Annotated in this window: 19 protein-coding genes and 1 pseudogene; 13 read left to right on the forward strand and 7 right to left on the reverse strand. The window is 39.5% G+C overall.

Features of this window, described 5'->3' with window-relative positions:
- Positions 1-148: 148 nt before the first annotated feature.
- A complete protein-coding gene (locus PI20285_RS02100) occupies positions 149-466 on the reverse strand; it encodes a DMT family transporter (protein WP_057771718.1) in 318 nt (105 codons plus the stop codon).
- 277 nt (positions 467-743) lie between these two features.
- On the opposite strand from PI20285_RS02100, the gene PI20285_RS02105 reads away from it, so the two are divergent.
- The 3 genes from PI20285_RS02105 to PI20285_RS02115 all read left to right on the forward strand — a co-directional run bounded on the left by PI20285_RS02105 (position 744) and on the right by PI20285_RS02115 (position 3,156).
- Positions 744-1,592, forward strand: coding sequence for an aldo/keto reductase (locus tag PI20285_RS02105; RefSeq protein ID WP_057771720.1), 849 nt, complete (start codon positions 744-746; stop codon positions 1,590-1,592).
- 234 nt (positions 1,593-1,826) lie between these two features.
- Positions 1,827-2,414 carry a hypothetical protein gene (locus tag PI20285_RS02110; RefSeq protein WP_057771722.1) on the forward strand — a complete coding sequence of 196 codons (588 nt, stop codon included), beginning with the start codon at positions 1,827-1,829 and terminating at the stop codon, positions 2,412-2,414.
- Between the two features lie 31 nt (positions 2,415-2,445).
- Positions 2,446-3,156, forward strand: coding sequence for a glycosyltransferase family 2 protein (locus PI20285_RS02115; protein ID WP_082623203.1), 711 nt, complete (start codon positions 2,446-2,448; stop codon positions 3,154-3,156).
- A gap of 192 nt (positions 3,157-3,348) precedes the next feature.
- Here PI20285_RS02115 and PI20285_RS02120 read toward each other — a convergent pair whose 3' ends face one another.
- From PI20285_RS02120 to PI20285_RS02140, 5 genes and pseudogenes are all read right to left on the reverse strand, one after another.
- A complete protein-coding gene (locus tag PI20285_RS02120) occupies positions 3,349-3,567 on the reverse strand; it encodes a helix-turn-helix domain-containing protein (protein ID WP_057771726.1) in 219 nt (72 codons plus the stop codon).
- Positions 3,568-3,579: 12 nt separating this feature from the next.
- Positions 3,580-4,050, reverse strand: coding sequence for a DUF2975 domain-containing protein (locus PI20285_RS02125; RefSeq protein WP_057771727.1), 471 nt, complete (start codon positions 4,048-4,050; stop codon positions 3,580-3,582).
- A gap of 121 nt (positions 4,051-4,171) precedes the next feature.
- Positions 4,172-4,839, reverse strand: a pseudogene (locus PI20285_RS02130) (DUF421 domain-containing protein).
- 196 nt (positions 4,840-5,035) lie between these two features.
- A complete protein-coding gene (locus PI20285_RS02135; protein ID WP_236698809.1) occupies positions 5,036-6,205 on the reverse strand; it encodes an SAM-dependent methyltransferase in 1,170 nt (389 codons plus the stop codon).
- A 14-nt stretch (positions 6,206-6,219) separates the two neighbouring features.
- Positions 6,220-7,614 carry an FAD-binding oxidoreductase gene (locus PI20285_RS02140; protein ID WP_057771733.1) on the reverse strand — a complete coding sequence of 465 codons (1,395 nt, stop codon included), beginning with the start codon at positions 7,612-7,614 and terminating at the stop codon, positions 6,220-6,222.
- Between the two features lie 178 nt (positions 7,615-7,792).
- Between PI20285_RS02140 and PI20285_RS02145 the strand changes: the two genes are divergently transcribed.
- The 4 genes from PI20285_RS02145 (at position 7,793) to PI20285_RS02160 (ending at position 12,402) form a co-directional block, all read left to right on the forward strand.
- Positions 7,793-8,434 carry an NAD(P)H-binding protein gene (locus tag PI20285_RS02145; protein WP_057771735.1) on the forward strand — a complete coding sequence of 214 codons (642 nt, stop codon included), beginning with the start codon at positions 7,793-7,795 and terminating at the stop codon, positions 8,432-8,434.
- Between the two features lie 37 nt (positions 8,435-8,471).
- Positions 8,472-9,479, forward strand: a complete 1,008-nt coding sequence (locus PI20285_RS02150) for an aldo/keto reductase (protein WP_057771967.1) — start codon at positions 8,472-8,474, stop codon at positions 9,477-9,479.
- Positions 9,480-9,688: 209 nt separating this feature from the next.
- Positions 9,689-11,086, forward strand: coding sequence for an amino acid permease (locus PI20285_RS02155; RefSeq protein WP_057771737.1), 1,398 nt, complete (start codon positions 9,689-9,691; stop codon positions 11,084-11,086).
- Positions 11,087-11,214: 128 nt separating this feature from the next.
- A complete protein-coding gene (locus tag PI20285_RS02160) occupies positions 11,215-12,402 on the forward strand; it encodes an acetate/propionate family kinase (protein ID WP_057771740.1) in 1,188 nt (395 codons plus the stop codon).
- A gap of 52 nt (positions 12,403-12,454) precedes the next feature.
- Here the strand turns inward: PI20285_RS02160 and PI20285_RS02165 are convergent, their stop codons facing one another.
- Entirely contained in the window at positions 12,455-13,330 is an 876-nt protein-coding gene (locus PI20285_RS02165; RefSeq protein WP_057771742.1) for a LysR family transcriptional regulator, read from the reverse strand.
- Between the two features lie 130 nt (positions 13,331-13,460).
- On the opposite strand from PI20285_RS02165, the gene PI20285_RS02170 reads away from it, so the two are divergent.
- The 6 genes from PI20285_RS02170 (at position 13,461) to PI20285_RS02195 (ending at position 21,117) form a co-directional block, all read left to right on the forward strand.
- Positions 13,461-14,327 carry an aldo/keto reductase gene (locus tag PI20285_RS02170; protein ID WP_057771744.1) on the forward strand — a complete coding sequence of 289 codons (867 nt, stop codon included), beginning with the start codon at positions 13,461-13,463 and terminating at the stop codon, positions 14,325-14,327.
- A gap of 26 nt (positions 14,328-14,353) precedes the next feature.
- Entirely contained in the window at positions 14,354-15,217 is an 864-nt protein-coding gene (locus PI20285_RS02175) for an aldo/keto reductase (protein ID WP_057771746.1), read from the forward strand.
- 145 nt (positions 15,218-15,362) lie between these two features.
- Positions 15,363-16,391: a DUF4767 domain-containing protein gene (locus tag PI20285_RS02180; RefSeq protein WP_057771969.1), complete on the forward strand. Its 1,029-nt coding sequence runs from the start codon at positions 15,363-15,365 to the stop codon at positions 16,389-16,391.
- Between the two features lie 79 nt (positions 16,392-16,470).
- Positions 16,471-17,652: an NADH-dependent flavin oxidoreductase gene (locus tag PI20285_RS02185; RefSeq protein ID WP_057771748.1), complete on the forward strand. Its 1,182-nt coding sequence runs from the start codon at positions 16,471-16,473 to the stop codon at positions 17,650-17,652.
- 196 nt (positions 17,653-17,848) lie between these two features.
- Positions 17,849-20,383: a M1 family metallopeptidase gene (locus tag PI20285_RS02190; protein WP_057771749.1), complete on the forward strand. Its 2,535-nt coding sequence runs from the start codon at positions 17,849-17,851 to the stop codon at positions 20,381-20,383.
- 182 nt (positions 20,384-20,565) lie between these two features.
- Positions 20,566-21,117 carry a MarR family winged helix-turn-helix transcriptional regulator gene (locus PI20285_RS02195; protein WP_057771751.1) on the forward strand — a complete coding sequence of 184 codons (552 nt, stop codon included), beginning with the start codon at positions 20,566-20,568 and terminating at the stop codon, positions 21,115-21,117.
- Positions 21,118-21,120 lie beyond the last annotated feature (3 nt).

The raw sequence follows: 21,120 nt of genomic DNA on the forward strand, positions 1-21,120 counted from the left end.
ACGCCTAAAACACGCTGATTCATCCTGATGCTGTTAAGGTGAAGTATAGAGTGGGAATAAAACCTATTTAAATATATTTGTAAATTTTAAAACGCCTTGCAAGAAAAATTGCAAAGCGTTTTTTATTTTGTTATTAAAATTATTTGTTTTACTCAACATGCAAATTCAATAAAATTGATCCAGCTACAATTAAAATTATGCCAAGGACAATAGTTAAATTAATTTGTTCATGCCAAATCAGTACAGAAAGTACCGTCGTGGCGACAATCCCGACACCTGCCCATAAGGCATAAGCGATGCTTAGATTAATTGTTTTCATCGCAATTGATAGAAAGTAAAAACACAATGCATAGGCAACTAGAGAGCCAATCGAAAAGCCAATTCTTGTAAATCCATTTGAAGCTTTCAATAAATTGGTACCTAAAAGTTCACCGGCAACCACAATGCTTAAATATAAATATCCCATTATTAATCCTCCAGTTTAAAATTATCACTAAATAAATTTACTGATTAACCTGGATTTTCCACTTAGTTTCCCATGCGCATGCATAGCGTAATATATCGTCTTTTCTCATAATTTCATTGTAGTATCTCAAAAATAAAAAAGTCAATCTAATTGGAACCAGATTATTGACTAGCGATTATTAGATAGACGTGAATTTAATTTGCGGAATATTTGATAGTGAAAATTAGGAAGAGGATGCTGGAGCGCGTAAAATGAAGTTGTTGAAGGAGGCCACAGCATGAAACAAGTGAATTTTAAAGGTGTTAACTTGCCAGCGATCGGCATTGGAACCTGGCACATGGGGGATAATCTCAAAACCTATGCGCAAGAAAAAGCAACAATTCTGTATGGGTTAAATCATGGCGCCACCGTTATCGATACTGCCGAAATGTATGGTGAAGGAAATGCCGAAACCTTAGTCGGCGATGTGTTGCAAGAATTTGATCGACAAAAGGTTTTTCTGATTAGTAAATTTTATCCACAAAATGCGACTAAAGAGCGTATGAAACAAGCGTTAAACAATAGTCTAAAGCGGCTAAAGACTGACTATCTTGACTTATATTTACTTCATTGGCGAGGTTCAGTGCCTTTGTCAGAAACTGTTGCTGGGGTGATTGACCTGCAAAAAGAAGGAAAGATTCGTCACTGGGGTGTTTCCAATTTTGATACAGCGGATTTGGAAGAGCTTTATGGCTTACCACAAGGAGATCAAGTTTTTGCTAATGAGGATCTATATAATCTTGCCAATCGGGGGATTGAATATGATTTATTGCCATGGCAGCGTAGTCGTCAATTGCCACTAATTGCTTATGCGCCAATTGATCAAGGCGATTCTCGTGGGCAAAAGCTTACCCAAAATTCTGTTGTTCAAAAAATTGCAGATGTTCATCAGGTCACACCAATGCAGATTTTATTAGCATGGACAATTCAATCTGAGGATGTCATGGCTATTCCACAGACGAGTAGTATTGAACACATGAAACAAAATATTGAGGCTGGAGAAATTATATTATCTGATTCAGAAATGCAACAAATTGATTTACAATTTCCGGGCCCAGATTCCAAACAACCTCTGCAAATGATCTGATTTTTTAGGATATCAAGGCCTAAATTGAAAAGTTGATAAGCCTTTATTGAATAAAGCATTTCATCACAATTGGGTAAAAATCTAATTATGATGAAATTTTTTTTGTCCTTATTGGGATGTAAAAATGTTCCATTAACGGCAATGAAAACGTTTTACTGGCTATCCTGCAAAAACGATCTATACTTTAAATCAAAATGGATATTGTTGATTGTTGGGGTAAAGGAGGAGATTTAAATGTTTGATTGGGAAGTTAGGGAACAAGCAGAATATAGTCGCAACTCTCAGATTAGTTTTGTGAAATTAACGAAACGAAGTTATTTGACGGCAAGTGGTACCGCGCTAAAACGAACAGAAGATCCAATTTTTTTAGCAAAGGCTGATGCGGTAGTTAAATTAGCAAAATTTATTAGTGAGGGGGCTACCGCTGGAATTATGATTCCGGGTTTTAAAGAGTATCGACCTTATCCAGTTCAGGCAGTTTGGCGCGGAGATGAATTCAAGATTTGGCTCAAGCAACCGTTATTTATTGATGAAAGTATCTATAAGAAGGCTGTGAGTCAAGTTGAATTGGCCGAAGCAGTTAATTTTGAGCAATTAGCGGAAGGCGTTGAAATTCAAACTATCACGACTGGTTTTGTCACCCAAAAAGTAATCGATCAATTACAACAAGCTGTCACGAAGGCAGGGTATCAGGTGACGGATTCAACCAGTCACCGCGAATTATATTTGGATGGGTTGCCAGTGAGTGACGATAAACAAATTTTGGTGAGAATGGCGATAACTACCACTGGAAAACAGCCGTCATTTGCTGCTGTGAATTAAAAGTCCTGAAAACAAAAATGAGGTGATCGTCATGAAAATGTCAGTTGTCGTACCCACATACAATTTAGGCTCATACGTAAAGGGACTATTAGCAAATTTGGCAAAACAAACAGTGGATTTTGAACTATGGTTGGTTGATGATGGATCAACTGATGAAACAGTAATACGGCTTAATAGGTTTGTTGAAGGAAATCCCAATTTTCATGTTGTCCAGTTAGAACATCAGGGAGTTTCAGTGGCCAGAAATTATGGTTTGCGGCATGCTACGGGGGATGGTATTGTCTTTATTGACGGCGACGATTTGATCGCGTCTAATTTCGTTGAGATCCTAGAACAGGGATTAGATCAAGGTGCAGTTATGGCCGTCGTTGGTTACGAGTGGTATCGCCGTCCCGCTGTCCAAACTGATTCTTTTGTTGAACTGGATCAAAAATCAATGTTTGATCAGGTTTCCCATCATGGGACAGAAGTTGGCGGTTATGTTTGGAACAAGGCATTTCGAACATCTGCGATTAAGGCTGCAAATTTAACTTTCGATGAGTCTTTGCATTTGGCGGAAGATTATTTGTTCACAGCGACTTTTGTGGCTCACACGCCTGGAAAGTATGTCTATTTGTCACGGGTGTTGTACACAAAACGCAATCGCCCCGATAGTACGCTTCACAAGGCTAATCGGCAAGATAGAAATGAAGAGAATCACGTGTTCGATCAAATTTATAGTCTCCAAAAATTTATTGAATGACAAGTAAATATTTAAAAAGATCTGCCGATTAAAGGCAGATCTTTTTTGCTATCACAGAATATCTAAACAAATCATTCAACTGTAAGAAGGAATATTTTTGAAAATATAATCAAGCGGTATCTGAAACGATTGCTAATCATTGAAGTTTTGAATGAAAAATCTGAATTTACCTTAAATTATTCTTAAATCAAACTATCTTGTTTTCTGATCAGGGATAAATTTTAAAATATCACCTGGCTGACACTCGAGAACTTCACAAATTTTTTCCAAAGTAGAAAAGCGAATTGCCCTGGCCTTGCCAGTTTTTAATATTGAAATATTAGCCATTGTGATACCAATATCATTGGCTAATTGCGTTAGGGTGATTTTTTTTTGTGCCATGACGACATCTAATTCGATTTGAATTGCCATTTTGGGGCCTCCTTAGACCGTTAAATCATGGTCAGTTTGCAAATTGAGGGCACTTTCGAACAATTCTTCAATAATTTGTGAAAAAATATAGATCGCAAATGGTACACAGATTATTGCGAATCCCAGCAAGATAACCCCAGGAGCATCATCGGAATTGGCAATGGTGACAAAAAATGGCATAGAGAAGAGAAAACTAATACTGACGAAGCCAATATTGCGACGCACCTTTCGAATAAGGGTCACAGAGGCTTGCGAAAAGGACTGATAGTTAACAATTAAATGTAAGATTTGGTGGAGAAAATACATGATCTGGGTGCCAAAAATAACCGTTCCAAAAACTGCAATTCCTAGCAGGCTAATGACCATTGGGTGTTCAAGTTGTTTGGACGAAAAGAGTTGCACAAGATATAAAAAGCCCACTAACCATAAAAAGCCAGTAATAAATAATAGTGCTAAGTTTAAGAATACGCGTCGAAATTTCAAGATGCTCACCTCGTTATTTGATAAACTAAGAATATCACTTGTATTTATCGATAAACGATAAATAATTATTGCTTAATAAAATTTTAATTACTAAGTTAATGCATTAAGCAATTTGGCGGGTTTAACCATCAATACGATAGATTTTCTCGATTACATCATCGTTGGTTACGATATAGAGTCCGTTTTCTTCAGACCATTCTACATAAACCAATTCGCTGATATTTTTAAAACCGTGTTGTTGCAGACTAGCTTTGAGCCACGATGTGCTTAGTTGATGCGTTTTTAAAACCTCTTCTTGCAGATGTCCTTGATCAATGAGCATGACTGATAATACTTTGTCTTCTTCTGATTGAACGGCTAAACTAATTTGTCCCGCATTTTCCAAAACAATATGTTTAGCGTTTTGAAGCGAAAAACATTGGTTTTGTCGGGCAAGCTGACGTAACTGTTCCATTTCGATTTTATTACGGTTAATTTCTTTTAAATTTAAAACACCGTCCTTAATGAGAACGGAGGGTTCACCTTTTAGCCAACGATTAATTTTTTCGTTTTTCTGAACAACTTTTTCGATAAAATAAATCAAGCTACCCCATAGGATAATTCCCACCAATAAGTGGCCAATATTTATCTTTGGGTCGTAAATTGATTCTTCTAAAATGCCGCCCAAGACCAAGGTATAGATGAGGTCAAACGGAGTGATATCCGAGAGTGATTTTTTCCTAAGAGACGGACAACTAGTAATAATCCGATTAAGCCAAAAATTAATTTAAGTGCAATTAGTCCTATCATTTTGGTTATCTCCTTTGGGTGGATTTGATACAAGCATGTATTGTAAGCGAGTTATAGATACTATAGTTTCAGTATAAAGGAGATTGACGTAAGTAAGCAACCATAATGAAGATGTAGATCAAAATGAATTTAGCGGTAAAAAAGAGCATTGATTTTCACCAATGCCCAGAATAGAAACTCTAATTTTTTGTGTGAATTACTTTTCTTCATACATATATTCACGTGTCATTGGTAATCCTTCGCCACTTGGAGACTTCGTCAATAAGAACTGCATGACGTCAATATTGCCGGATTCAAACGAAGCGGCAGCCGCTTGGAGATAAAGATCCCACATGCGACAGAAACGTTCGTCAAACATTTCCCGGACCTGATCACGAACGTCATTAAAATTATGATCCCAAATTTCAAGCGTTTTTTGATAGTGGCGGCGGAGTGGTTCCAAATCTTCAATCTGTAAATTAGCTTCAATCATGTAATCAAGATTTTTAGAAACGCTCGGGATGTAGCCACCTGGGAAAATGTATTTGGTTAACCAGGGTTCAACACCGGGGCCATTATGCTGCCCAGTAATTCCGTGAATTAGCGCATGAGCATTCGGTTTGAGCAGTTCGTTAACTTTTTTAAAGTAGCCAGGTAAGTTGTCTTTACCAACGTGTTCAAACATCCCTACACTGGTAATGTAATCGTACTGAACTTTAATCTTGCGATAGTCTTCTAATTGAACATCGACTAAATCTTCAAGACCTCGTTTTTTAATCTGATCTTTTGTGTAATCGTATTGTTCCTGGCTCAATGTGACACCAGTGGCATGGAGGCCATATTCCTCAGCAGCAATGTAGAGCAGAGTACCCCAACCAGAACCGATATCAAGCAAGGTCTTACCACGGTTTGGTTTTAGTTTATTCAAAATATGATGAATCTTGTTTAGCTGGGCCTGTTCCAAGGTATCATCATCGTGTTCAAAATAGGCACATGAGTAAGTCAACGTTGGATCGAGCCACAGTTTATAAAAATCGTTACCAATATCGTAGTGGCTTTGGATATCTTTGGTATTCTCTTTTTCAGAGTGGCCTTGTTTAGGCACAAACTTCAAGAAACTCTTATCATGCATGAAACTAGTTGTTGAACGGTAAGCTGACGCCACAACCTGTTGGATCGAGCCTTTGATATCGATGTCGCCATCCATGTAAGCTTCACCAAGAGTCAAAGTTGCGTGTTTGGCAATTTCCGTCATGGAAAGCTCCTTGTTGATATCGATTTCCGCTTTAGGGGTGCCTTCACCATAGGTCTCAGACTTACCATCCCAATATTTAACTGTTACAGGAAAATCAAACGCATGACTTAATAATTTTTTGTAATTGGGCAAAATAGTCAGTAGATTTAATTAATCTTTCGTTTTGGATTCAAAATACCCATTGGATCAAAGAGATGTTTAACCGCATGTTGGATTTCATCGACATCAAAACCCAATTCGGCGTTGGTCCACTGATTTTTCAGCATTCCCACGGCATGTTCACCTGAAATTGTGCCTCCAAGTGCTAATGTTTTTTTCAATAACAAACGGGTGGCTTCGATTATTTTGGCAGGTGGATTGGGTTCATCTTTAGACCATAACAAACTAGGGTGGATATTTCCGTCACCAGCATATCCCGCGGTATAAATGTTAACGTCTAAATCGTCGCCAACTTTGGAAATGTAATCTATCATTTCAGCGAGTTTGGACAATGGAACGGCCATATCTTCCATGATATGGTTACTGTTAATAAAAATGGCCGGCAACATATCTTGGCGCAACTTTAATAATTCTGCTGATTTTTGTGGATCAGTTGTAACTTCAATGTTGGTCGCGTTGTCGTTTAACAGGACTCTTTTAGCAATATCCAAACTTTGCTGTCCGCCAGCATCTAATTTGAAGATCAACATGGCAGAAGTGCCATTGGTGTAATGCTTATTTTCAAACTTATCCAGGGCAACAACGGTTTTGCTATCTAAAGCTTCAAGCATAACAGGGGCAATTCCTGACATGCGTAAATCCCTAACGGCCACGGAGAGTTCAACCATATTTTTGAAAAACGCAATGCCCGTAACGGGTTCACCAACTGGGATGGGCAATAAACGGACTGTGATTTCGGTCACAATTCCCAAAGTGCCTTCAGAGCCAACAAACAGTTGGGTTAAATCGTAGCCAAACGCCTGTTTATAGGTTTGACCACCAAGGGTTAATTCACGACCATCGGCTAAAATTACTTTTAGGCCTAATACTGAATCTTTAGTAGCGACATATTTCACAGTGCTCATCCCACCAGCATTTGTGGCGACATTACCACCAATCGTTGAAATTGGGCGGGAAGCTGGGTCCGGCGCATAAAACAGACCTTGTTTCCGAGCAGCTCTATCCAAATCACCATTTATAACACCCGGTTCAACGACTGCAATGCCGTCATCGGGGCTGATTTTCTTAATGTGATTTAATTTTGCGGTTGATAAGATGATCCCACCATCGATGCCATCCGATCCAATTACAGTGGATGTGTCACCACTTTGGGGAATCACAGGGAGATGAAATTTGCGGGCAGTTTTTAAAACACCTTTGATATCGTCAGTGTCGCTTACTGCAACGTAGGCTAATAATTGGCCTTCCATCGTATTAGTGGCGCGACCGTTAGCTGCATGTTGCTGACTAACTGCGTCTTGGACATGAATTTCGGCATGTGGGGCTTGGCTTTTTAAAAAATCTAACATTTCTTCTTTGGTATATTCATAGAATACTAACATATTGACACTCCTTCAAAAACTGATTTTGTGCTTGATTGTCAATCACATGATCAGTTTACCTCTTTTTTTAAGTATCAGTTAACCGTCCACTGGCCGATAACCAGACAACAATGGATATTTCTTGACTTGAAGTATACTTCAAGGAGTAGAATTACTGTAAAAGAACGGAGGCTATTAAATGGCAAAAATTATGATTATTGGTGCTTATGGTAAAATGGCGCAGTTACTGACAGAAAAGCTTTTAAATGAGACAAATGATGAACTAATTTTATTTTTACGAAATGCACAGCGGTTAAATAAATATGCAGACAATCCACGTGTTGAATTGGTGGATGGCGATGTATTAGATACCGATCAATTAGCTGATGCGATGCAAGAGGCTGAGATTATTTACTCAAACCTGGGCGGAGTTGATTTGGCTGATCAGATTCAAAGCGTGCTTAACGCTATGAAACTAGCGCAAAAAGAACGTTTTGTTTATATTAGCTCGCTGGGTGCTCATCATGAAGTGCCAGGAAAATATGGCGAATGGAATGAACAAGCCATTGGGGCGTATTTACCCGGTTTTCGAAAAGCGGCGCAGTTAGTGAGTGAGTCAGGCCTTAAATATACTGAAATTCGGCCTGCTTGGTTGACGGATAAAGACGAAGTAGCTTATGAAACAACTCAAGTGGATGAGCCTTTTAAAGGGACGGAAGTTTCACGAAAAAGTGTGGCTGATTTTGCCTTTCAAGTAGTTACCCAACCACAAACACATGTTAATGAAAGTGTCGGCTTAAATAAACCTGATACGGATGGGGATAAACCTAGTTGGATCTGAAATTTAGATAGGAGATTTTAAAATGCCAAATAAAGATATGCAATATACTAAATTAGGAAATACGGATATTGAGGTGTCTAAGATTTGTATTGGCGCGATGAGCTTCGGCAAACCGGGCACGATGCACGACTGGTCACTCGATTATGAGGACAGTGAAAAGGTCATTAAACATGCTTTGAGTCTGGGGATTAACTTTTTTGATACTGCTAATACTTATTCAAAAGGGACAAGTGAAGAATACTTAGGCCGCGCTTTAAAGTCTGATAACGTGCCCCGCGACCAAGTTGTTTTAGCGTCCAAGGTCTATTTTAATCCGGGTCGGCTTTCTAAAGAGGCCATTAATCGTGAAATTGAGGGTTCTTTAAAACGGCTGGGCACAGATTATCTAGATTTATACATTATTCATCGTTTTGACTATGACACACCAATCGAAGAAACAATGTCGGCTCTAAATGAGTTGGTTAAATCCGGTAAAGTGCGGGCAATTGGAGCTTCAGCAATGTATGGATATCAATTTCATAATATGCAACAGGTTGCTAAAGACCATGGTTGGGCACAATTTCAAACCATGGAAAATCACTACAATCTTTTGTATCGTGAAGATGAACGGGAATTAATTCCAATTTGCAAACAAATGGGCGTTTCATTAATGCCGTACAGTCCATTGGCAGCCGGACATTTGAGTCATCGACAGTGGCAAGTAAATACATTACGTAGTCAAACTGATCGCGTAGCCATGGGCAAATATGACCGAGCTGAATCAGAAGATTTGGGAATTGTTGAGCGAGTTGATGAACTAGCTAAGAAGTATAATGTTTCAATGAGCCAAATCGCTCTAGCCTGGCAGTGGGCAAAAGGTGTCATGGCACCAATCGTGGGTTCAACCAAGGTTAGTCATTTGGATGAGGCTGTTGAAGCGTTGAGTGTGAAACTCACAGATGAAGATGTGCATTACCTGGAAGAATTGTATGTGCCACATGAAATTGTGGGGGCGATTAGTCATAACCCAGCTCAGGGAACAGTATTAATTGATGAGAAGAAATAAAGTAAAGATTAATCTTAAACAGATAATATAGTTTCCCAAAGGCTTTCTTAATTGAAAAGCCTTTTTTTGTAGAAATGAAGGCGAAATTTTGACGCCGGAGAGAAACTAGTTAAGATTTGAATTTGATTAAAGAGAGATTATATTTTACTATATAAATATTGTTCTAATGAGCAGCTTATTCAAAAACTTGATTTCTGGGAGATAAACAGATGAAACAGAAGACAAAACAAGCGCCAGAACTACAACGGTCCATGACAGCTGGTCAAATGGAAATGATCTCCTTAGGAGGCGCAATCGGGGTTGGACTGTTTATGGGCTCAGCTTCAACCATTAAATGGACTGGTCCGTCTGTACTTTTGGCTTACATGTTTGTAGGCCTAATTTTGTATATTGTCATGCGGGCCCTGGGCGAAATGATTTATATTAATCCTGGAACGGGCTCATTTGCCGATTATGCGACAGAATACGTTCATCCAATTGCCGGATATCTTGCTAAATGGGCCAATGTTTTTGAATACATAGTGGTTGGGATGTCGGAAGTTGTGGCAGCAACTGAGTATCTCAAATATTGGTGGCCTCATATCAATCCCTTTTTGGCCGGGATATTCATTATTTTATTCTTGGTTTTGGCTAATTTAGCCAGTGCCAAAGCTTACGGATCACTGGAATTTTGGTTTGCGATGATCAAAGTAATTACCATTATTATGATGATTCTTTTAGGATTCATGATCATTTTCTTTGGATTCGGTAATGGTGGGCATCCAATTGGATTTAGTAATCTGTGGAGTCATGGTGGTTTCTTCACTGGCGGTTTCAAAGGCTTCTTCTTCTCAATGTCAATTATTGTAGGCTCTTATCAAGGTATTGAATTGCTGGGGATTTCGGCAGGGGAGGTTGCTAATCCACAAGTAGCAATTGTGAAATCAGTCAAATCAGTACTATGGCGAATTCTAATTTTTTACGTCGGCGCAATTTTTGTGATCGTGACGATTTATCCGTGGAACGAGCTTAGTTCTGTTGGTTCCCCGTTTGTTTCGACATTTGCCAAGGTGGGGATCACTTCGGCCGCGTCAGTTATAAATTTTGTTGTTTTAACGGCGGCTTTATCAGGAGCTAATTCTGGAATTTATTCGTCTAGTCGGATGCTCTTTAAACTGGCTCATGAAGGGGATGCACCAGGATTTTTCGGAAAATTATCTAAGCAAATTGTTCCCAACATGGCCATTCTGGGGATTTCGGGTGGAATTTTAATTGGGTTTATCATCGACACGGTGGCTTCAATTTATAGTAAGTCGACTTCAAATCTCTTTGTGGTCGTCTTTAGTTCTTCTGTGCTACCGGGAATGGTACCTTGGTTCGTGATTCTTTTAGCAGAACTTCGCTTTCGAAAAAACAATTCTAAATTAATGACCACACATCCGTTTAAATTACCTTTCTATCCGTATTCAAATTACTTCGCATTGGTGATGCTGGCGGTCATTGTGGCTTTCATGTTCGTTAACCCAGATACACGGGTTTCAGTAATCGTGGGGGCACTTGTCTTGATTGTGGCCACGTTGGTTTATTTGATTCGTCATTGGCATCAAAGCGATATTTTAGATAGTTAAAACGGCCCCGCTTGTGTCAAACTGGGCAAAAAATCTCCGTAATCAGAAACTTGTGAGCCAACTTCGTGATTATTCTTGGCAACTAGCCTAATATACAGGTAAATATGTAGATTACGGAAGGTGAAGACGTGGCCAAAATTTTATCGGTAAACTTAGGTAGTTCGACACTTAAATGGCGTTTGTTTGAAATGCCTGAAGAACAACAAATTGCTTCTGGACTGGTCGATTTTTTGGATAATACCAAGGCTAAAATTACGGTTAAATTTGGTGATCAGAAAAAAACGCGTAATTTTGACGAAAAGTTGGATCTCAAACAGGCCATTAGAGTTTTAATGGAAGAATTAAAATCCTTGAAATTAGTTACGCAATTACATGAAATCGTCGGTGTTGGGCATCGTGTGGTTGCCGGTGGTGAAGTGTACAAAGAGTCTGTCGTGATTACCAAGGACGTTTTACAACAGATTGATGATTTAGATATCTTCGCGCCGTTACATAATCATCTGGAAGTAGGCGGGATTGAGCTTTTTCGCCAGTTGATGCCTTGGACTACACAGGTGGCGGTGTTTGATACCGCGTTTCATCATACGATGCCAGCTGAAAATTATTTGTATGGCATCCCCTACGATTACTACAAAAAGTACGGCGCCAGAAAGTATGGCGCTCATGGGACCAGTGTCCGATACGTCTCGAAGCGGGCAGCTAAACTTTTGAATAAACCGTTAACTGATTTACGTTTGATTGTGATGCATTTGGGAGCTGGTTCGAGTGTGACGGCAGTTAATAAGGGGAAATCACTCGATACTTCGATGGGATTTACGCCACTGGATGGCCTGATGATGAATACGCGCAGTGGGCAAATTGACGCATCGTTAGTACCATATCTGACTAAAAAATTAGGTCTTAAGGATTCAGCAGAAATGATCACTATTTTAAATAGTAAATCCGGATTGTTAGGTGTTTCTGGGATTTCCGATGATCAACGTGAATTAAAAAAGGTGGCAAAGACCCAGCCGCGAGCACAGTTGGCTTTGGACATGTTTGCAAATCGCGTCATTAAGTTTGTTGGAAGCTATATTGCCTTGATGGATGGAGTTGACGCGTTGATTTTTACCGGCGGTGTCGGTGAAAACAGTTTTGAAATGCGAAGCCAAATTATGACCTCTTTTGATTATGTAGGAGCCACAATTGATGCCACTAAAAATAAAGTAGCTGGCAAAGAAATTGATATTAGCGAGGCAGATGCAAAAGTTAAGACATTAGTGATTCCGACTAACGAAGAATTGATGATCGCCCGTGATGTGTATGCCCGATTGTAGATTAATAGCCTCCAGAACCGATAAAACTTGGTTCTGGAGGCTATTTTGTGTTTTACACAGGCCAAATTTGTTGAATCTGGCTAATGATGGGCTCAACCCGCTGCTTTTGTTTTTTTAAATAGTTAAAATAAATTTTCATATGGGCATTCTGGTCACTTATCGGAATGCGGATTCGATTATCGTCATTGTCAAATTGTTCAAAAAAGGTGGCATCTGTTCTGGAGAGTTTTGTACTGAAATAAGGAAAATCCGAATACTTTGTGATTTCAGCAAACGCATCCCGCTGAGCTTGATAAAGAAACTTTGCGTCAGGGATCTCTTGTTGGATAATTTGTCGCCAAGGACCAATGTCGTCTAATACAATAAAGCTCAAACCTTTTAGTTCTGAAAAACTAACGGAAGATTGATTGGCATGATACATAAATTTATCTAAATTAACCGCCAGGATTTCGGTTCCTAAGTATTGAGAGCCAATATCAGAGGTTGAAAGTGCTTTGTTGGAAATTATGCCAGTGTAAGTATTTGTTGAAAGTAACGATTCTGTGTGTGCCGGGGAAGTAAGGGTAGTCGCAATTTGAAAATTTTGGGCTGGTTGTTTTAAAGAATTTCTAAGTAAAATCAGTGGTCCCGGAAGGACAGAACCAATTTGAATGGTACGTTGACTTTGGTCAAAGTTTTGAACCTTGTCAATTAACTGTTGGTTGGCCAGCATTAAGGCGACTGCTTCTTGAGCCGCAAGCTTGCCGGTTTCAGTTAAGGCGATTCGATTAGGTTGGCGATCAAATAACTGTACACCAAATTCGTCTTCCAATTTTTGCATACCCCGGGTCACAGTGGGTTGGGTGACATTCAGCTGTTCTGCCGTTTTAGCAAGCGTGCCCGCCTTAGAAAAAACGGCTAATTCTTCTAATAAATAGATTTCAATCACAATATTCACCTCTTAGTATACGTTATCTGTATGCTAGCATGATTAACTAGTAATTTTCAAGTCACAGGATTGCGGTTATCATAAGGATGTTGAATAAAGTTAGGTTTGAAAATAGAAAGGATGTTTTAAAATGACAAAAGTACCAACAATTAAATTAAATAACGGTGTCGAGATGCCCCAATTAGGGTTTGGTGTTTTCCAAGTACCAGATTTAAGCCAAGCGGAAGATGCCGTCACAAATGCATTGGAATCTGGGTACCGATTAATTGATACTGCCACTGCTTATCAAAATGAAGAGGCAGTTGGCCGAGCCATCAAAAAAAGTGACGTTAAACGAGAAGATATCTTTGTTACTTCTAAATTATGGGTTTCTGATTTCACCTACGATCGGGCAAAAAAGGGTATTGATGCTTCATTACAAAAATTAGGTCTGGATTATATGGATTTGTATCTGCTTCACCAACCATATGGTGATGTGATGGGTGCTTGGCGAGCAATGGAAGAAGCTTATAAGGCTGGAAAAATCCGTGCTATCGGCGTTTCTAATTTCTATGCCGATCAATTAAAAAACTTGGAATTAACCATGCCTGTTAAACCCGTGGTTAACCAAATTGAAGTTAATCCATGGTATCAACAGACCAATGAAGTTAAGTTTGCCCAAAGTGAAGATATTCGTGTGGAAGCATGGGCACCATTTGCAGAAGGTAAGCATGACATTTTCACAAATGAAACTATCGCTAAGATTGCGCAAAAGTACGGAAAAGCAAATGGTCAGGTGATCTTGCGGTGGCTCTTACAACGTGGTATTACCGTCATTCCAAAATCTGTGCATCGTAACCGCATGGAAGAAAACTTGAATGTGTTTGATTTCGAATTAACTGACGCAGAGATGCAGACGATGGCTTCTCTTGATAAGAATGAAAGTCAATTCTTTGATCATCGTGATCCAGTGACAATTGAACAAATCTTTGGCTCTAGCTTGAAACAATTACAGTAAGCTCACGTAGAAGGGTGAATGATAACATGACAGCACCAAAAATTAAGTTAAATGATGGAAACAAAATCCCAGCAATTGGATTTGGAACGTTTCAAATCCCCAGTGATGGGTCGACGTATAAAGCGGTTAGTGAGGCTTTGAAGGTTGGCTATCGTCATATTGATACTGCTGTAGCTTACTTTAATGAAGCCGAAGTTGGCAAAGCAGTAAAAGATAGTGGCATTGCCCGGGACCAAATCTGGGTTACCAGCAAACTTTGGTTACAAGACTTTGGCTATGAACCAGCGAAAAAGGCCATTGATCACTCATTGAAGAAACTCGGACTTGATTACATTGATTTGTATCTAATTCATCAACCATATGGGGATGTTCTTGGCGCTTGGCAAGCAATGGAAGAAGCCAAACGGGATGGAAAAATCAAATCCATTGGCGTTTCTAACATGAGTCCAAAAATTTGGAATCAGGTTGTGCCCCAGTTTGCCACTTTACCTTCTGTAAACCAGGTAGAGTTTAACCCATATTTCCAACAAAAAGAATTGCGAAAAATTTTGGATGTTGCCAATGTGAAAATTGAAGCTTGGGCGCCACTGGGTCAAGGAAATCATGATCTATTGAACGAACCAGTTATTACTAAGTTAGCCGAAAAATATGGCAAAAATGCAGGTCAAATAATTCTTCGTTTTGAAAATCAAGAAGGAATTATTGTCTTTCCTAAATCAGTCCATGTTGAACGAATCAAGAGTAACCTGGATATTTTTGATTTCGAATTAACGGATGCCGAATTGGCAGAGATTCGAGGATTAGATAAAGGTAAAGGCAATCACGATCCAGACGCACCTGGTCTGGGGGAACGCTTGTTATCAGCATTTGACGTGCATGCTAACGGTTAAAATGAATCTATCACAAAAACTGTCTTCTTCTGTGTGAAAGCGGAGACAGTTTTTTTGTGCTATAATTTTATCGGGTATTATATAGCCAAATGAAGAGGAGGATGAATGATCTAACCACGTGGAGAGCGCGATCATTCAAATGGAAATGAAAAAAATATGGTGGAGTATGCTAGTGGGTGTTTTGTTACTAGGTGGATGTTCGACAAATGCAAACAAGCCCACAAGTAAGGCGACTTCTAAAGAATCGCAATCGTCGTCAGTAACTAAGAAGACTAGCAAAACGACCTCACAGCTTAGTCAAAGTAGTCATGAAAAGAAAACAGTTGCCCAATCTAGGCCTGTTGCAGCAACACTTTGGAATAAAACAAAAGAACAAAAGTTAGCGAAGTTTATGCAGACCTGGCAATCTGAGATGGGACAAACCTATAAAGGAACCTATAACGGCGATAAGCCTGATCATATGGGCTTTGTTTTCCCAGATGTTATCAAAGATGGCAAATTAAACGGCAAGGTGAAGTGGGGAAATCGAAAGATTAATTTAACTTGGTCCAATAATGGTGAGAATGGCAATGAATTTCAAATTGTCGAGGTAGCGACTGGGGGTAAATCAGGAACAGGTTTCCCGACAACCTATCTATTCTGTCTTCATAATAATCGGCCGGTTGTTTTCATGACCCAAACAACTAACGGTGGTATTTTGTATCTTCAAGATACGCAAAATGCGGAACTACAGGCGGGTTTTGCTGAAATCGTTACGGGAACGAACCCGGCAATTTTGACAGATGCATCATTAAACACGGATGTTAAGAGTTCGGTGAAAGCTTCTCCACAACGCTGGCCTAGTGCGTATCAGGGGACTTGGTATTCTTATAGTCCTTATGATAAAAAGATTAGCAGTATCCGGGAAGAAAAGATTAGTGATGTTGAACTTGCGTATATTACAATCCAGAAAATTAGGTGGTTTAATATTCGTGGAAAGAATCAAACTTCTGGCGATGGTGCTTTTGAATATGTACGTTATCGTTATTACGATGGTCAACAAATTCCGGTAATGATGCTAGCTAGTGGTGCAGGCGCATGGTCTGATGGCAATGCTTATCAGAGCAAGGCGATTGCTGCCCAAATGCAGGACTTTAAATTCGGGGATGAATCAAAGACTCAAGATGATGACTAAAAGTCGATATATTAGAATTTATGAAAAAAAGCACTAAAATAAAGTTTGTGAAAAGAATAATTTAAAGAGGGGTATTTGTATGTCTGCAAAGTATAAATTTTTAGAACCTTATACATTTAAAAATGGGGTCAAGATTAAGAATCGGGTTGTGATTCCGCCAATGACTGAGGCTTCTGCTTTTGAAGAAGGATCCGTTACTCGTGATGAACTTCGTTACTTTAGTTTACACAGCGGTGGGGTCGGCATGTTTATTTCTCCTGTTGCCAATGTATCCGAAGATGGCAAAGGTTTTGAGGGTGAACTTTCTGTTGACGACGATCGCTTCTTACCAGGATTGAAGAAAATGGCACTCGCAATGAAACAAAACGGGACTAAGGCCATTTTACAAATTTTCGATGCTGGGCGAATGTCTAATTCTAAAATCTTACGTGGAACCAAACCGGTTAGTGCCAGTGCGGTAGCAGCCTTAAGACCAGGAGCTGAGACCCCTCGCGAGTTAACTGATGCTGAAATCAACCAAATCATCACTGATTTTGGTGAGGCAACTCGGCGCGCAATCCAAGCTGGGTTTGATGGGATTGAATTACACGGTGCTAATACGTATCTTTTACAACAATTCTTCTCTCCCCATTCTAATCGGCGAACTGATAAATGGGGTGGCAGTGTTGATAAGCGCATGACATTTGCTTTGGAAGTTATCAAGAGCGTGCAAGTAGCCGTTGAAAAATATGCTGATCGGCCATTTATTGTCGGTTATCGAATTTCTCCAGAAGAGATTGAAAATCCAGGAATTCGCATGGCAGATACTTTGCACTTTATCGATGTCCTAGCTGATCAACCAATTGATTATCTACATGTTTCGATGGGCTACGCTTGGCGCACGTCTTTAAATGATAAAGCGGATAAGGAACCTTTGATTTTAAAGATTCAAAAACAGGTTAATGGGCGGTTACCATTAATTTCGGTTGGTTCTGTTGAAAAACCAGAAGATGCTGAAAAAGTCATGGATGCAGGAATTGATTTTGTGGCTTTGGGTCGTGAAAGCTTACGGGAACCAAAGTGGGTTCAAAAAGTTGAAACTGATGATGAAGAAAGTATTCGTTACACAATTTCGACGCGTGACGTAGATGAATTAGGAATTACACCGTCGATGTGGAATTTCGTCACTGTTAGATTGAAATCTGCGATGCATATTTCTAATCAACCTGATTATGATAAAGATCAATTTGACAATAAGTTAGCGCCACACGAAGGGGCTTAATTGATTTAAAATACGAAAAGGCGAGAATCTTCAGGGTTCTCGTTTTTTCTGACGCTTAAATGAAGTGGATAGGCTTCCATAGTTTCTTAGCCAAACGGGGAGAAATAAGTAAAAAATTTTCGAACGGCCGTCAATATAGGATTTTTCCAATAAAAGTCGTATAATGGCATTATTCTAAAAAAATAGGGAGAATACGATGACAGAATTCAAACGTTTCTATGAGACATTTCAACCAACCCACTATGATGTCTATTTAGATATCAATCGGGAATCAAAGCGATTTAATGGTAAAACAACTATTACTGGTGAGGCCAAGGCACAAGAAATTGCCATTCATCAAAAAGGTTTAGTTGTTGCTACGGTTCAAGCTGATGGTGCTGACGTGCCATTTACTACGGACAATGATGCTGATGCAATTCGCGTTGACCTAGGAAAAACTGGCAACACAACGGTTACAATTACTTATACCGCCAAACTTACGGACAGCATGATGGGGATTTACCCTTCATACTACGAAGTTGAAGGTGTAAAAAAACAAATTATTGGGACCCAGTTTGAAACTAATTTTGCCCGTCAGGCATTTCCTTGTGTGGATGAACCAGAAGCAAAAGCCACATTTGATTTAGCACTTAAATTTGACGAACAACCTGGTGAAACAATTATTAGTAACATGCCAGAGGTTCGTACTGAAAATGGCGTGCACTACTTTGATACAACTGTTCGGATGTCCACATACTTAATCGCGTTTGCATTCGGTGATTTACAAAGCAAACAAACAACGACTAAGAGTGGCGTTAAAGTTGGTGTCTTCGCAACCAAAGCTCACAAAGCTAATGAACTCGACTTTGCACTTGATATTGCCAAACGCTCAATTGAATTTTACGAAGACTTTTTCCAAACACCATATCCATTGCCACATTCATGGCAGTTAGCTTTGCCTGATTTTTCGGCCGGCGCAATGGAAAACTGGGGCTTGGTTACCTATCGAGAAGCTTATTTAGTCCTTGACCCTGATAATACGGCGCTTGAAATGAAACAACTTGTGGCTACAGTAGTTGCTCATGAGTTGGCTCATCAATGGTTCGGTGATTTGGTCACAATGAAGTGGTGGGACGATCTCTGGTTAAACGAAAGTTTTGCCAACATGATGGAATATGTCGCAATTGATGCTATTGAACCTGACTGGCATATCTGGGAAATGTTCCAAACATCTGAAGCTTCATCAGCCTTACAACGGGATGCCATCGATGGTGTTCAATCTGTTCATGTGCAAGTAGAAAACCCAGCAGAAATTGATGCCTTGTTTGATGGCGCAATTGTGTATGCGAAGGGTTCACGGATGTTGGTGATGGTCCGTGCTTTGCTTGGCGACGATGCATTGCGTGCTGGCTTGAAGAAGTACTTTGCGACCCATAAATATGACAATGCAACCGGGGCTGATTTATGGGCTGCGTTAGGCACAGCTTCTGATCTTGATGTTGGAGCAATCATGAACTCATGGTTGGAACAACCCGGATATCCAGTTGTGTCCGTATCTGTAGTGGATGGCAAGTTAACCTTGTCACAACAACAATTCTTTAGCGGTCAAGGTAAGGATATCGGCCGTCAATGGCAGATTCCTTTGAATAGTAATTATGAGGTTGCCCCAACCATCATGTCCGAAAAGAGTCTTACTCTTGGTGATTATGATGAATTACGTAAAGCTAATGGCAAACCATTCCGTTTAAATGTCGGCAACGACTCTCACTTTATTGTTAAATATGATAGTGCATTGTTACAAGATATTTTAGACAATGTAAATTCATTAGACGCTATTTCACAATTACAAGTGCTACAAGACTTGCGTTTATTAGCAGAAGGCCGCCAAATTTCGTATGCTGAAATTGTGCCATTGTTGAAAGACTTTGCAGACAGCAAATCAAACGTGGTCAATGCCGCTTTGTACGTGGTTGCAAACAACTTAAAGAAATTTGTGACACCAGATTCTGAAGAAGAAAAACAATTACAGACTTTATATGATCAATTAAGTAAAAACCAAGTTGCTCGTTTGGTCTGGACACCAAAAGCTGGTGAATCAAATGACGACCAACTGACTCGTCCTTATGTTTTGAGCGCAACATTGTACGCTAAGGATGCGGATGCAATCGCAGCGGCTCACGAAATTTTTACAGCTAATGCCGATAAACTTGAGACCTTGCCCGCTGATACCCGTTTCTACATTTTAAAGAATGAAGTTAAAAACTTTGGGAGTGCCGAGTTGTTTGATAAATTGTTGGCTGCTCATCGTCAAACTGCTGATGGAAGTTACAAAGAAGACATCGCTGCAGCTTTGACAAGCACCCCTGATGCTGGCTTAATCGGCCGTTTGATTGAGAAGTTCGAAGATGCGGACACAATCAAGCCACAAGATTTACGGGCTTGGTTCCGAGGTGTTTTGGCCAATGACGAAGGTCAACAAGCAGCTTGGGATTGGATCCGCAATGATTGGCAATGGCTAGAAGATACGGTTGGTGGTGATATGGAATTTACCACATATATCACAGTGATCGCCGGCATCTTCCGGACTCCAGAACGATTAGCAGAGTTCAAAGCGTTCTTTGAACCTAAACTAAACACTCCTGGGTTAACACGTGAAATCACCATGGATACAAAAGTAATTGAAGACCGTGTGAGCTTGATCGAAGCTGACAAAGCTAGTGTGAATGACGCCATCGCAAAGGTGATTGGATAAAAAGCAAAAATTGAAAATGAGCTTTTAAGGTTGACCATTTGGTAACTTTGAGAGCTCTTTTTTTTATTTTTAAAAATAGTTAGTTTTACGTTGACTTTAACTAACTAACGTTTTATAATCATTTTTGTTAGTTAAATGAATTCAAAACTAACTAACTAAAAATAAAAAAGAGGAATTTAATTATGGCTAATAATACAGAAGAACTCATGAATCAATTTGGAAAGTTATTTCAGCAGAAATCATTTGTTTTTGCGACAATCAAAAGCACGCAGAATACGGATAATCCCCGAAGTAATGTTCGAGGTCAACAACGCGTACTTCAGTTGTTGTTTGATAAAGAGTCATTGACCAATTCGCAAATTGTTGAAGAATTAGATATTCGTCCCAGTTCAGCGAGCGTTCTGGTTGGTAAGCTTGAAGAAAATGGGTTAGTTAAAAAAACTGAATCATCTGATGATAAGAGGGTAACGTTCATTTCCTTGACGGAAGAAGGACGGCAATCAATTAAAAAGGTTCACAAATTTACAGACGACCTATCAGATTCGCTGTTGGCTGTTTTATCTGATGATGAAAAAAAGCAACTCAAAGATATTTTAACTAAGCTTAATGCAGATTTAGATAAAAAAGCCCCTGAATGGGATCAACAACAAAATTGGAAGGCACCTTTCAACGGCAGAGGATTTAGGCCCTCAAGCTTTGGTGGCTTTCCTGAGGGTTTCAATTTTCGCAAATAAGTA

This window comes from Pediococcus inopinatus (genome assembly GCF_002982135.1).
GTDB lineage: Bacteria > Bacillota > Bacilli > Lactobacillales > Lactobacillaceae > Pediococcus > Pediococcus inopinatus.